Raw genomic sequence first — 14,215 nt, 5'->3', positions numbered from 1 at the left:
AACCTGAACGTGGAATTATGGGGATATCGGACAACAATATGAGGCATAACGGACATTCTTTCCCTATTAACGACAAGGAGAATGATGATGAAGCGACCCATGGAAACCTATTATGGAGATACCTTTTTCCAGGATGACACCTTGATGTATGTGAATCGAAACGCGGAGAATTTTACAGGCTCATACCATAACCATGATTTTCTGGAGATTGCTTATATTGCGGAGGGTGAAGGTTTTCATCACCTGGAGAACTCGGTACAGCGCGTACGCAAAGGTCAAATGTTCTATATCCCACTCGGAATATCTCATGTATTCCGGCCCACTTCTGCAAACGGGAAGCCGCTCATCGTGAATAATTGCATTTTCTCTGTACAGCTGCTGCCCAAACTGATTGCTTTTACAACAGGTTCGGATACGGCTGCCTTTTTGAAAGGCATGGAAGATGGCTCCCTAGGGTACCATTCGATTATGGACCGACATGATCGCTTCGAGAGACTCTTTAGCTCCCTCTATGAACAAAATGCCATGCCCGGCAGCGGTTCTGCCGTTTATCTGCACACGCTGCTGCTGCAGCTGATCATTGAGTTCAGCCGTGTCATTGAACATCCGCATACGATGCCTTCGGTGCCGCAGCACCATTCCTTTCAGGATGTCCTTCAATACGTGGAAGTGCAGTACATGCATGAGCTCACTTTGACGCAGCTTGCACATATCAGCGGATTCAGCGAGCGCCATTTGCAGCGGCTGTTCCGCCGATATACAGGCCAGAGCTGGCATCATTATTTGCAAACCGTACGGATTCGAATGAGCCGCGAGCTGCTGCGCACCACCTCGGACAAAATCAGCACGATTGCCGAGAAGGTCGGTTATAAGGACATGCATTCTTTTCACTCCGTGTTTAAACGAAATACAGGACTCACGCCTGGTCAATACCGGAGCGATATTCAGCATTCATAAACGATGGGACTCTCCGGCAAATAATGAAAGCATGATGATCCTGAATACTCGATCATCATGCTTTTTGAATGTACTCCAGCATTTCCATTTCTTATTTGAAGTATTTCGCGTGCTCTTCCGCCCACTCGGCAAACGTTCTTGCAGGACGTCCTGTAATCTGTTCAACCGTTTGATTGACGGTATATGCTTCGATCGGTGGATTCTTGTACCAGTTGATGACGTAATCGATGACGCCCTCATCAACCCCAAGTCCGGCCATTCGTTTACGCTCCTGCTCTTCGGTTAACTGAATAAACTTTACTTCTTTACCGATATAGTGACTAAGAATCTGCACCTTGTCAGGAACCGTTAGCGCCTCGGGACCGGTTAGGGGATAAATTTGGCCCACATGAACGTCCTCCGACAGGACCGCTGCAGCCACCCGTCCGATATCCCGCTCATGGATCGAAGCATTTAACGAATCGCCAAACATATCGCGTACAACACCCTCTGTTCGTATCGATTCTCTCCAGTTCATTACATTGGACATGTAATCGACCGGCTGCAGTTGTGTCCATTCCAGATTACTCGATTCTAGTGCTTCCTCCACCGTTCCTTTCTTTCCGTCCCACAATACGCTGACGCGCTTTACTCCGGCAGCCTCCGCGATTCGGATAATCTCCTCCCCTGTCGTAAGCGGGACGTAGCCTGCTCCTGTCGTGATTAAATGGAGGCCGGTTACACCCCGTAATGCTGGAACCAGCGTGTCGGGCTTACTCAGATCACCGGCAACCACTTCCACGCCAGCAGGTAATGTGGCTGATACCGGATAGCGGCTGAGCGCTTTGACGCGATGTCCAGTCTTAAGCAGCTCATTCACCACCTGTCGACCAACTTTTCCTGTCGCACCTGTAACTAATATGGTCATTGTTAATTCCTCCTTTTTAGCCATTCAAGCCTACAGTGGTGTACTTCTTGTTTCCCTGTAGTTCCATTTAAACGCAATTCCAGACCGGTTACGTCCAGCCCTGGTCTAAATCAGCCATACAAAAAAGGCCTTACCCGAAGATAAGACCTGTCACTACGACCATAGTCTGATGGTTATGTGTCGAACCAATGGTTCCTTATCGCGTACAAGGCCGCCTGGGTGCGATCCTGCACCTCCATTTTTCCCAGAATATGCGTGATATGCGTCTTTACCGTTTTCTCGGCAATATGTAGTTCTGCGGCGATTTCTTTGTTACTCCTGCCGAGCGTAATCTGTTCAAGTACATGCTGCTCACGAATAGTCAGAATGTCGATTCCTTTAACAGGCTCGGTATCTGTCGCCACATGGGCAATTAATTGATTCGTTACCTGAGGATGAAGCATGCGATTGCCGTTTACGGCAGCGATGATGGTTTCGACCAGCACTTTAGGCTCGATATCCTTCAGTTGATATCCAATAGCTCCCGCTTTAATCGCCGGCAGAACCGAATCCCGATCGGCAAAACTGGTAAGAATGATAACTTTCGTATGTGGAAACTTGTTTGTGATTCGCTTCGTGGCTTCGACTCCGTCCATCTCCGGCATCTTCAAGTCCATCAGGACCACATCAGGCTGCAGCTTCTCTACCTTATCCAGAGCCTCTAGCCCGTTAAGAGCTTGATCTACGATTTCGATCATGGGCTGTGTCTGCAGAAAATAGCGCAACCCCCTTAATACAACGAGATGATCATCAACGATTAACACTTTAATCTTCATAAGTTCAAACCTCTTTCTTGGATAAAAACGGAACCATTACGGTCACCATCGTCCCTGTGCCTTCCTCGCTGCTTATACTTAGGGTTCCTTGTATTTCTGAAGCCCTCTCCCTCATGCTGGTAAGCCCAAGCGAATGCGGACAAAGTTCGGGCGATCCCGGGTTGAATCCTCGGCCTTGATCCGATATTTTCATATATAGACTGGAGCCGTCCTGTTCCATTCGGATCCAGGCTCGGTTCGTACCCGCGTGTTTGCTGATATTGTTCAATGCCTCCTGCCCAATGCGATACAAGGACTCTTCCACCCGGTTCGTCAAAACAGGAATATCCTTCATGATAAACGTCAGCTGTATGCCAAGTTTCTCAGCATAGGCCTTCAGCGAAGCCAATATCCCTTTGGCCTCTCCGGAAGGTCGCAGCTGCCATATTAACATGCGCATTTCAGTGAGCGTTTCCTGGGCAAGCAGTCCAATGTCGTGTATTGCCTCCGCCGTATGCGGATTCTCATGTAAGGTCGTCTCACGCACGCCTTGGGCAAGCAGTGAAAGAGAGAACAGCTTTTGATTGACGGAATCATGTAGATCCCGTGCCAAACGGTTCCTTTCTTCAACCAACAATAAATCCTGCCACTCGTAATATAAACATATCTTTTCAATGGCCAATGATATATGCTCCGCCAGCACCTCTAAGATTTCAACCTCCAGCTCAGAGAAGGGCCCACTCTCACGGCCAATAAAGAGCACCCCCATCGTCTCATAGGTCTGAAAAATACGCTCAAGATGCTTTAATGGTATCGCCGCCGTATACGTATGGGGCTGAACGCCGGGAAGCACCCGGACCAGGCCTTCTTGCACCACTACGTTTTGTTCCTCATGTGCCCGTTGTACGATTCCTGACTTTCGTGCGGTCTTATGGGCAGCCTTTCGTACCAGCTCCTTGCAGCTATGCGTCACTTCATTCTGACGGACCGTACGAAGATACAAGTTGTCATCGTCAGACGTAATCATGGCAACAGTCGGCCAGCCAAATGCATGAGCAAGCTCCTCCACAATCGCCACATGCATTCTCTTCATATCGTTAATTTTCCATAGATATCTGGTTACTTTGCTTGCCTTGGCATAATAATCGACGATGAAACGGGCTATGCTGTCCACCGCCTGCTTCTCCCTTTGCTCCGACAGTTTTGTTCGCTCGACCGCCGTTCCAATCTGATAGGCAACGGATTGCAACAACGCAAGCTCTCCCTCGCTAAAATGCTTTTTGCCCGGCGAACCCACATTCAGCAGCCCCAGCCGTTTACCTTGAACCGTGAGGGGAATCGTAGCATGATGGGTCAGATTGTGAGTTTCTCCCCAGCACTCCTTTTTGGCATTATGCAGTCGTTCACATTCAATAATCGTAACCGGTTCATTTAAATTTCCTGCCCAATACAAGCGCAGGCATAGGCAGTCTCCGCATCGCATCGGTTTTTTGTTATCCCGTGATAAAGCAGGCGGAAGGTTGACATCGGCTATTTGATCATAATGTGGTTGATCTCCGATCAGAAAGAGCCATCCTGTCTCAAGCTGGGTTAAATCCAGCAATTTTTCAAGTGTCGTTTGCAGCATTTGCTTCATATCGTTGCTCTGGTTCAAATTTTCCGCTATTGTCTTCAGAATGAGCAATTCTTCAACGTATTGGTCTTTATCACATAACATCAGGCTCACTCCATCCCCTATCGATAAGAGAAATTCCCATTGCTTAGCAGGTTACACACAGCGACATATTACCCAAGCTCTTTCTCCAGAAGCACTTCATCCTCCCGCTTATAACCTGATTTCTCATAAACTCCGATGGCTTGGTGGTTATCATGACCCGTAAGCACCTTAACGGCCTTCACCCCACGCGCAATCAATTGATCCTCCAGAAAAACGAGCAGCATTCCTGCCAGCCCCTGCCTTCTTGCCCGCTCCTGAATGTACATTTCCGTTATCTCGCCAACAAGCTCACGGTAACAGAAGGATTGGAAGGACTGAGCACAGGCAAATCCAACAGGGTCATCGCCTAAATAGGCTATGGCCACAATTTCATCCGATTGTTTTAAGTGATGTTCAGCTTCCTCCAGCGGCATTAACACTTCATTAAACTCCCAGTTTAACCGGACCAGGATGGATGCGTCCGAATGAGAGGCCAAGCGGATATGTCTCTCTTTTTTCATAAAACTTCCTCCATTCGCAGAGTAGGTGCAGGTGGTCCTTTTACTCGCCAGTATACCATCTTTATCCAGCCTGAGCTTCCTCATCCTATCATAAAAAAAAGATCCTGCCGCGTAAACAGCAAGGATCTTGTCAACTCAAACGATATTAAACTGTAGTAACCGAGAACATCAGGCCGCAATAAATGAGCACAACGGCGCCGAGCCCGCATAACAACGCGCCTGCCGCGGCCCGGTTTCTGCGGAATACGTTCACGACGTTCCACAGAAGCGCTAGTCCGAGACAGAGGCTAAGAATTCCTATCCAACTCCACGTGAAAGCCAGCTCACCGATCGTAAACCCGGGATGGAACCAAACAAAAGTTGCAGCAGGGCCATACAAGGCCAATGTATCAATGACCTCATGCGGAGCAGGCTGCTGGTTCATGTATCCGGTGACGATATAAATCAACCAGATCAGAACACCCTCACTTCGTGCCCATGCCATCGGATGATAACCGGAATCCCGGCGCAGCTTGCGCTTGACGAGATGACCGTTTACAAACGCGAACACCAACAGCGGCAGAATGAGAATATGCTTAACCAGCAGAGCCTGACCATAAGACAGCGTCCAGCTGTTTATCGGCTCCGGCGTCACGGCCGTCATCAAGAATAATCCCGATCCGATAACAATGATGACACAGACGATCGCAGTTGGATGGAACCATCTAAGAAACGCACTCCAGCGGCTCTGATCCGTACTGAACCATCCTGTTATCAGCAACGTTCCCGTCCATATCGCCATCGCTGTAAAATGGCCGAAGAATGCAAGCTGTCCTGTGCTTTCGAACAGGGATGCAGCGTGATTAAACGAGGACATGGCCACCGCAATGCCCAGCAAGGCAACGGGCATAAGCCAGCGTAATACGGAACCCGGCTTCCGGCGGACAAGCATGGTCAGAATCGCCAACAGGATCGAGAGAACCAGAATCCAGGCGTAACGCTCACCCTCACTGAACTTGAACATGATGCTGTTAAAGGACTTCCAGAACCCGATATCATCCTTGAAGAACATCATGATCTGCAACAGCGGCACAAATCCAAATACGATGATAGCCCCTGCCGCCACCGGGCCAAGCCAGGCCGGAACCGAAATGTCCGGCTTATATGCTTTCGGTACGAGGGACAGTACCGTGATGCCTGCCAGAATGGCGTAGGCTACATATAGAAACGGCTCACTTAACCAATAGTAAGACATTTATTTTTTCTTCCGTGAGGCTCGAATTCCAAAATATCCTGCGACAAATGCTACTATCACGATGACGACGATCCACACGGTTGAACCGCTGCCTGCCGTTTGTTCGGGAGCCGAAGTGTTGTCTGCCTGCTGATCCTGGCCAGCCGTTTGATCCGTGTTGTCCGCAGCGGTATCCTCCGCAGGTGTTGCTTCATCCTGTGTATTTGCTGTATCCTCAGGCGTTTCTTCGGTATCTGCCGGTGTCTCCGGAGTGGCTTCCGCTTCCGGGGCATCTACTTCGAAGGCGTACGTCCCGTCCACGGGATGTCCATCGCCGCCCACAATTTTCCATTCAACCGTGTAGGAGCCGGATGGTAGTGGTGCAGCCAGCGTCCCCAGCATGGTATTCTGATTGATCTTGACTTCTGCTACTTCAACCGATTCGCCTTGCGCATTCTTTATCTTGAGCGTGCTCAAGTTTTCATCGATATTTTCATTAAATGACAGGCTTACTTCCTGCACGCTTTCCGTCAGCTTGGCATCCGCCGCGGGCGTACTGGTTTCCAGCTTGGAATGGGCCCACGTTGCAGTCGGGAATACCAGTATTAGCAGCAGACCCAGGGTCAGCAAGACTGAAGTTTTCACATGTTTCAACACGCATATCTCCTCCAAACCATTTATCTCAAATTTGAATCTTCCTCATCATAACAAAGACATTCTGACAATGCTAATGAGTATATTGTGAACAATGACCCACTGCTATTTCACACAAAAAAGGGAGTGCCGCATATCACGCGACATCCCCAGTTCGTTTTACAGATTCTATGATGCTAACCTCTCTCGTACCAATAGCCGGGTATCCCTTTGGTCAGCCGCAGCAAGGCTTCGAGGTAATAGTAATCGCCCCAGATCATATAATCATCCGGTCCCGCACCGCCTCTGACGTAATAGGAACCATGCTTGATTAAGCCTTCCTCTGCTGCTTCACCGATGGTAGAATATTGGTTTACGAGAGATATCATCGACTTCTCAACGGTTTCTGTCAATAGCCCTTTATTGTCATCTTCTCCGTCCAGATGCTCCAATATCTCCAGCATGCCGCACGCCGCAATGGCGGAGGCGGAGCTGTCGCGAGGTGTACCCTCTTCAATCGGAACGTCAAAATCCCAATACGCAACATGATCCTCCGGCAAGTATTCAATAAAGAAACGAGCGGCGCGTAAAGCCGTATCCAAATATTTCGGATCACGGGTATAGCGGTATGAGAGCGCAAATCCGTAGATGGCCCATGCCTGGCCGCGCGTCCATGTTGATCCGTCATGATATCCTTGATGCGTTCCTCCTCGGATGGGGGTTCCATCCTCCGGATTGAAGTAAAAGGTATGATACGACGAATCATCACCCCGCATTAAGTAGCGTTGACTCTTGTCCGCGTGCGCTACGGCCACGCGCTTGTATCGCTCATCACCCGTCTGATCATATGCCCAATACAGCAGCGGAATGTTCATCATGCAATCGATAATAATGCGACCGCCGTTCTTCTCGTCGCCTTTCCGGCCCCAGGCCTGAATATACTGTCCCTCTTCCCGCCAGCGCAGCATCAGATGGTCCGCTGCTTTCAAAGCAAGCTGTTTGCCTTCTTCATGCTCATCCACAATCCACGCGGCCAGTGCAGAGGGAAGATACAGAAATCCGATATCGTGATGGTCCAGATGCCGCTGTTCCTGCAGGCGTTGCTTATAATCCTCCAAGTGTGCTATTGCCGTTTCCTTAAACAGGGGGTCTTTCGTGTATTCATAACACAGCCAGATCATCCCGGTGTAGAATCCTTCAATCCAGTCATTGCTTTCTCCCCACTCGTAACGCTTCTCTTCCGTGATGTGAGGAAACTTCATCGGAAATTGACCGATATTCCGCTTGGTTTTTTCTACCGCATCCATAATGGCTTGCTCCCACATGAGTCAACTGCCTCCTTATTCTTTAATGGCTCCGATCATGACGCCTTTCACGAAATATTTCTGCAGGAATGGATATAGAAACAAAATCGGCAGCGTAGCCACCATAATCGTTGCATACTTAATGGTTTCGCCAACCGGCATCCGATCTCCCCCTCCTACCGAGGTCATCATGCTGCTGGTATCGTTCTGGATCAGAATTTCGCGCAGGATGAGCTGAAGCGGAAACAAGTCCCGGTCCCTTAAATAGATGAGGGCGTCAAACCATTTATTCCAATGCCACACCCCGTAAAAGAGCACCATGACGGCAATGACCGGCAGCGATAACGGGATGATGATCCGGAACAGAATGGTCCAATCGCTGGCTCCGTCGATCCGCGCGGATTCCTCGAGCGCATCGGGTACTCCTTGAAATGCCGTTCGCATTATAATCAAGTTCCATGTCGTCATGGCGCTTGGAATAATCAATGCCCAGTACGTATCGAGCAGACCCATATTTTTCACGAGCAGGTATTTCGGAATGAGCCCGCCGTCAAAAAACATCGTCATTACGATCAGCATCATGATGGTGCCCTTCCACATCACATTTTTCCTGGATAAGCCATAGGCTCCGAGAGCCGTCATCAGAATGTTCAGCGTCGTGCCGACCACCACATAAAATATCGTGTTCAGGTAACTTCGGATAATATTGGGGTTCTCAAATACCATACGATAGGAATCCAGCGAGAAGCCCTTGGGCCACAGCAGGATTCCCCGGTGCTGAACGAAATCAGCCGGCGTGCTGATTGAAGCAAACAATACGTAGAGAAACGGGTATAACGTGACGATCGATAACAAGCACAAGAGAATGACATTCGCAGAATCAAACAGGACTTCACTGACAGATTTTGAAGTTCGCATAGATGCCCCCCTTTCTACCACAGCTTCGTATCCGTAAACCGCTTGCTGAGATAATTGGCTCCAATGAGCAGCATAAAGTTAATCATGGAATTAAACATGCCGACGGCGGCACTAAAGCTGTAGCTTGCTTCCAGAATCCCCTTACGGTAGACATAGGTACCGATTACGTCGGCCGTCTCATAGGTAACCGGATTGTACATAATCAGGATCTTCTCATCCTGCAGCGCCATAAAGGAACCAATCCGCAGGATGAGCAGAATGATGACCGTTGGCAGGATGCCAGGCAACGTAATTTGAAGCATCTGCTTCCAGCGGCCGGCACCATCCACTTTAGCCGCTTCATAAAGGGACGGATCGATATTGGAAATAGCTGCGAGATATATAATGGAGCCCCAACCGACCCCCTGCCAGATCGCAGATGAGGTATATATGGTGCGGAACCATTCCGGCAGCCGCATGAATGATATCGGTTTGCCGCCGAAGTAGGTGATGATATGATTGATCAGCCCGTCTACCGACAAGAAATCCACCAGCATCCCGACAACCACAACGACAGATATGAAATGGGGAATATACGTAATGGATTGTACCGTCCGCTTAAATATGCGATGTCGTACCTCATTCAGCATTAACGCCAGCACGATGGATGCGGGAAAAACAAATATGAGATCGTACGCGCCCAGTATAATGGTATTGGTAACCACTCGTTCAAAGAAAAATCCGTTAAAGAATTCGCTGAAGTGTTGAAATCCGACCCACGGGCTATTCCATATGCCGAGCCCTGCCGAAAAGTTCTTGAACGCAATCTGCAGGCCATATAACGGTCCGTAGTGAAACACGGCATAAAACGCCACAACCGGCAGCAGCATCAGGTAAATCGTGGAGTTTCGGCGAAAGTCCTTCGCAGCTCTTGCGCTGAACCTCTCTGGCTTGCTCTGTATCGTAACGCGGTTTGTCTCTTCCTTAAGCTGCACCGTATGCCCTCCTCTGACAAAAAAATCATTCACAGTTAGAGGGAGAATCCCGTCGAGGTCTCTCCCTCTTCATGCGCCTACAACTTAACGGCTGTTGAACCGGTCCAGCGCGGCTTGTTGAATCTGGAGCGCTTCCTCAATGCCCATACCCTGTACCGTTTGGACAAATTGGTCAAAACCGCTGATCGGCTCCACGCCCATAATGAATTTGTTGACCATTTCTTCGTAGTACGTATTAATATCGTTCATGATCGAGGCATAACGCGTGCTTTCTTCTGCCGTTGGGGAAATAATCGGCATCAAACGGTCATTCTCCGCATTCATCCATGTCTCAATAGCCGCTTTCTGCTGAGGCAGCGCGGAATACTGCTCGATGTATCGGCGATCCTGGACGAAAGGTCCCGAATAGCTGGCCAGGTTGTATTTTGACATCGCCTGGGTGATCGACAGCCCATCTGGATTTTTCATCACTTCATCGGTATAAGTCGGGTATCCGTCCTTCATCTCGTAGCTGACTCCCTCAACTCCGAAATTAAACAGCATATGTCCTTCTTCCCCATATTTGTAATCGAGCCATTTCACCGTTTCCGCCGGGAACTTGTTCGCTTTGGTCACAGCTGCCCCAAATCCGTTGAACGGCGAATCCTTCTGTCCAAGGATCGGTTTATCCCCCTTATTCAGGACAACGTTCGGAGCGCCCACCAGTTCTACATCCGGATTGCTTTTTATCATGAGCTCGGAATAGCGGCCGAGGCTGCTGCCCATGTAACCGGAGAAGGCACCCACTTGATTGTTGGTCACTTTGGCATCTTTAAGCGTGCCGTCCGTTGCCGCGTAATCCTGATCGATCAGGCCTTCCGCATACCATTTGCTCATCGTTTCCAAATAAGATTTGAATTCCGGTTGGATGGGTCCATACTGGACCTTTCCATCCACCTGATAAAATCCGGTTGTAACTCCCCACGCGCCGACAAATGCATGATTGATGGCCGTCATATCCATATCCAGCAGCAGCGGGATTTCATCCGCTTGCCCGTTTCCGTTCGGATCCTTGGTCTTGATCGCTTTCAATACTTCATACCACTCATCCATCGTTTCCGGTACGGGCAGCTGAAGCTGGTCAAGCCAGTCCTTGCGGATGATAAGGCCGTTAAAGGTCAGCAAATATTCGTCCCCGCGGATAAATGGAAATACGTAAATGTTTCCTCCGTCTGTCGTAATCAGCTTTTTATATTCCGGGTGCTCGTTCAACACTTTCGTCAGATTTGGTGCATGCTCTTCAATTAACTCATTCAGGCGGATGATGGACCCGTCCGAAATAGCTTTATCCGGACCTCCTGATACGTTGGCCCATCCATGCTCCACCACATCCGGCAAATTGCCTGAAGAGACCATAATGTTAAAAGCGTCTGCCTCCTGGCCCGCCGGCGGATGCTGGAACTTCACTTTGGTGCCTGTCGTTTTTTCCAATTCCTGATATGCGGCAATTCCGTTCATATCCTGCATCGTTGCAGAGGCATTTGCATTCAGCGATACCCAATAGGTCAACTGTTCAGGATATTCCGGATCACCACCAGTGGCCACGCCTGTTCCTTCCTTGCCTTTTTCCCCGGCAGGCTCCTCGGCCCCCGAGCTTTTTCCGCTGCATCCGGCAATCATAGCCACAATCAGCATAAAGATCGCAAGTCTCGCAACACGTTTCCGGTTTGTCTTCAAATCACGACGCCTCCCTTTTTTCCCTAATGAATGATCATTCGATAAGATTAGGCTTAGGTGGTTCCAACCAGCCCGCCCTGTTCAAATCGTAACGCTGAAGCGCTTATATCGTATACCGTACAGTTTCAACATCCATAAACAGGGATTAAGAATTGAGATGATCATTTCTTAAGGTCGATGATAGGGAATGCAGGGTTTCCTTGTATTTTCCCGGAGTGATCCCTTCGTATTTCTTGAACACCCGGATAAAACCGACGTCACTGGTATAACCGACGGAACGGGCAATGTGCGAAATCGTGTTTTTGGCATCCCGCATCATTTCCTTGGAGCGTTCGATCCGAATCTTGGCCAGGTAATCCGTGAGATTGGTGCCGCTGTTTTTCTTGAAGAAAGCCGACAGATACGGCGGCGTAATATCAAATTGCTCGGCAATGGAAGCCAGACTGATCATGGCATCGTCGTGATGATCCGCAATGTAACTCTTGATTTTCTCAAGCAGCAGCGAAGAGGAATCGCCCCTTTGATCCTTTACGTAGAGACAAACCTTGCCGAACATCCATTTCACTTCCCGGTAGAGCTCCTCAACCGTGCTCCCCTCCGTAATTTCTTCAAGCGTTTTGCCTGACTCGCCGAATATATCCTCGTACTTCAAATTCAAAGCATTCAGCAGCTTGAACATCGTACTGAGCAGGTTAGCGAACATGAGTCTGCCGAGCTCAGGTGAGATGGATTGTCCGTTGAAGTTATTGTGGTACAGACACTGGATGATATCTTGCGCCTTATCCGTATCCCCGCTTTTCATGGCGTTAATGAGCTGGATTTCCGTCTCAATGGGAAAATCATAATACACCTCCGTTTTCTGTTTCATTTCCTCGTACAATAAAATCGGTTTATACGCAGTAAAAATGGAATATTCCAAAGCCTTCAAGCTTTCGGTGTAACCGCTCGCCAAACAGCCAAGACCTGTACGGATTTCGCTAATCCCGATCGTGATATCGGATTTAAAGCGCTGTTCAATCACCAGCTTCACTTGCTCTGCCCAATCATACAGCTGGTCGACCTTATCATGCAGCGGTTCCGGCATGTTTAGAATAATGGCAACCAGGTTCTTCTCCAGCTCCACGGAATATGCGGTAAAGGGATGAATTTCTTCCGCCACCTTCCCGGTGACAAAACGGATCAGGGCCCATTCGCTTTCCCGCTCATTATGTATGAACCCGCTGGCATCCCTCAGCTCGATCAAGGCAACCGCAAAACTCGAATACGGGAACGAGATCCCCATGAAATCCAGAGCATGATCGGACATATCCGCCGTGTCCACGTTTCCCTTCAATAAACGCTGCAAAAAGTTGGACCGAATCACCGGTGTTTGCCTGGACAATTGCTCCTTCATCTCCGTCTGCTTACCGAAGGAATCCGCCATCGTCGATTTGATAAAATCATATTCGTTACGTACCTTACCCTCCTTAGCCGGATGAGATTGCCGGATGAAACGGATAATGTCACGCAAAGGGAAGTACGCGCGGTAGGTCATGAACGCACAGGCCGCAATCCCGGCAACAAGACAGATAGCCAGAACGCCGACGGCCATTCGCTTGACCATATAGACCTTTTCCATAAACGCTTTTTCCGGCACGGCCGATACATATTCCCACCCGCTCCGGGCAGATCTTGTCGATACCGTCATCACTCGCGGATTATCCGCGGTTTTACCCGTACTGTGAACCTCGGATTCACCGGCACTAAGAATCACTTGGCCGCTGGCATCCTTGATGTAAATGGTTCCGTGGTTTGTTTTCACAATCTCATCAAGCAATCCTGCGATCTGCCTCTCCTCAATCAGCATAACAAGCGCGCCTTTGGGATTGGCCTTTTCGCCAAATGGAAGCGTTTGCATATATGTGAGCATGCGTTTCTGATTTAACCCTTTGCCGACTTCGGTCACTGGCAAATACCGGTTAAAGTGGATACCGTGCAGAATATCTGCTTGATACTGTTGATAGGTTAATTTTTCATATCCGTATATATCGGAAAACAAGACACGAGACGTTGTCTTTAAGGAGGGACTAAGAACCGTATCGCTCTCCCGTAAATATACGTAAAAATCGGTGATAAAACTGCTGCTGTTACGGTATCGCTGCATTTCCTGCATGAAAGTGTAGTAATTGTAGTTCTCGGTACCATTTTGAGGGGAGCTTGCCTTTAGCAGCGCATCCAGCCGCGGATGCGAAGTGATGTTCCGGGAAATCAGATGCATTTCATCCAATCGGCTGTCCACCACCTGCTTCGCCTGCTCGATCAGTGCCATGTTAGAGTTGTTGGCATTTTCAATCATAATCCGTTCGATTTGCGTATACAGTCCCCAGAACACGATGACCGGGATCAGCAGTATCACAAGATAGGACATGAGCAGTGTAACGAACACGGACACTCGATTGGAACGTTCATTTTTTGCACTGGTAGTCGTCAATTTCCCCATACCCACATTCCTTCCCATTCTTTAGATGTGACCTTCTTCATACTTACATTAATTACATCATACTGTTTTTATTTATCATGAACAGGTTTTCTTCAAAAATGTT

General features: G+C 48.9%; 12 protein-coding genes. 1 reads left to right on the top strand and 11 read right to left on the bottom strand.

From position 1 onward, the window contains the following. The first annotated feature begins 81 nt into the window (after window positions 1-81). Complete coding sequence (locus M4D81_RS17280) at window positions 82-957, top strand: AraC family transcriptional regulator (RefSeq protein WP_260067464.1); 876 nt, start codon at window positions 82-84, stop codon at window positions 955-957. Between the two features lie 91 nt (window positions 958-1,048). Here the strand turns inward: M4D81_RS17280 and M4D81_RS17275 are convergent, their stop codons facing one another. From M4D81_RS17275 to M4D81_RS17225, 11 genes are all read right to left on the bottom strand, one after another. Further along, window positions 1,049-1,864, bottom strand: coding sequence for an NmrA family NAD(P)-binding protein (locus tag M4D81_RS17275; protein WP_260067463.1), 816 nt, complete (start codon window positions 1,862-1,864; stop codon window positions 1,049-1,051). Between the two features lie 173 nt (window positions 1,865-2,037). Continuing rightward, a complete protein-coding gene (locus tag M4D81_RS17270; RefSeq protein ID WP_260067462.1) occupies window positions 2,038-2,679 on the bottom strand; it encodes a response regulator in 642 nt (213 codons plus the stop codon). Window positions 2,680-2,683: 4 nt separating this feature from the next. After that, the gene (locus tag M4D81_RS17265) at window positions 2,684-4,375 is read right to left on the bottom strand and encodes a GAF domain-containing sensor histidine kinase (RefSeq protein ID WP_260067461.1); all 1,692 of its coding nucleotides are present in this window, start codon (window positions 4,373-4,375) and stop codon (window positions 2,684-2,686) included. 68 nt (window positions 4,376-4,443) lie between these two features. After that, a complete protein-coding gene (locus tag M4D81_RS17260) occupies window positions 4,444-4,875 on the bottom strand; it encodes a GNAT family N-acetyltransferase (protein WP_260067460.1) in 432 nt (143 codons plus the stop codon). 145 nt (window positions 4,876-5,020) lie between these two features. Then, a complete protein-coding gene (locus M4D81_RS17255; RefSeq protein ID WP_260067459.1) occupies window positions 5,021-6,109 on the bottom strand; it encodes a copper resistance D family protein in 1,089 nt (362 codons plus the stop codon). After that, window positions 6,110-6,745, bottom strand: a complete 636-nt coding sequence (locus M4D81_RS17250; protein ID WP_260067458.1) for a copper resistance CopC family protein — start codon at window positions 6,743-6,745, stop codon at window positions 6,110-6,112. A gap of 173 nt (window positions 6,746-6,918) precedes the next feature. Continuing rightward, window positions 6,919-8,046: a glycoside hydrolase family 88 protein gene (locus tag M4D81_RS17245; RefSeq protein ID WP_260067457.1), complete on the bottom strand. Its 1,128-nt coding sequence runs from the start codon at window positions 8,044-8,046 to the stop codon at window positions 6,919-6,921. A 15-nt stretch (window positions 8,047-8,061) separates the two neighbouring features. Beyond that, window positions 8,062-8,943, bottom strand: coding sequence for a carbohydrate ABC transporter permease (locus M4D81_RS17240; protein WP_194542117.1), 882 nt, complete (start codon window positions 8,941-8,943; stop codon window positions 8,062-8,064). A gap of 14 nt (window positions 8,944-8,957) precedes the next feature. Further along, a complete protein-coding gene (locus M4D81_RS17235; protein WP_071224370.1) occupies window positions 8,958-9,917 on the bottom strand; it encodes an ABC transporter permease in 960 nt (319 codons plus the stop codon). 84 nt (window positions 9,918-10,001) lie between these two features. After that, window positions 10,002-11,633: an extracellular solute-binding protein gene (locus M4D81_RS17230; protein ID WP_260067456.1), complete on the bottom strand. Its 1,632-nt coding sequence runs from the start codon at window positions 11,631-11,633 to the stop codon at window positions 10,002-10,004. Window positions 11,634-11,778: 145 nt separating this feature from the next. Next, window positions 11,779-14,112: an AraC family transcriptional regulator gene (locus tag M4D81_RS17225; protein WP_260067455.1), complete on the bottom strand. Its 2,334-nt coding sequence runs from the start codon at window positions 14,110-14,112 to the stop codon at window positions 11,779-11,781. Between the last annotated feature and the right edge of the window lie 103 nt (window positions 14,113-14,215).

It is taken from the genome of Paenibacillus sp. p3-SID867, assembly GCF_025142895.1.
Taxonomy (GTDB): Bacteria; Bacillota; Bacilli; order Paenibacillales; family Paenibacillaceae; genus Paenibacillus_AQ.
This window is presented reverse-complemented; position numbering and strand designations above follow the sequence as displayed.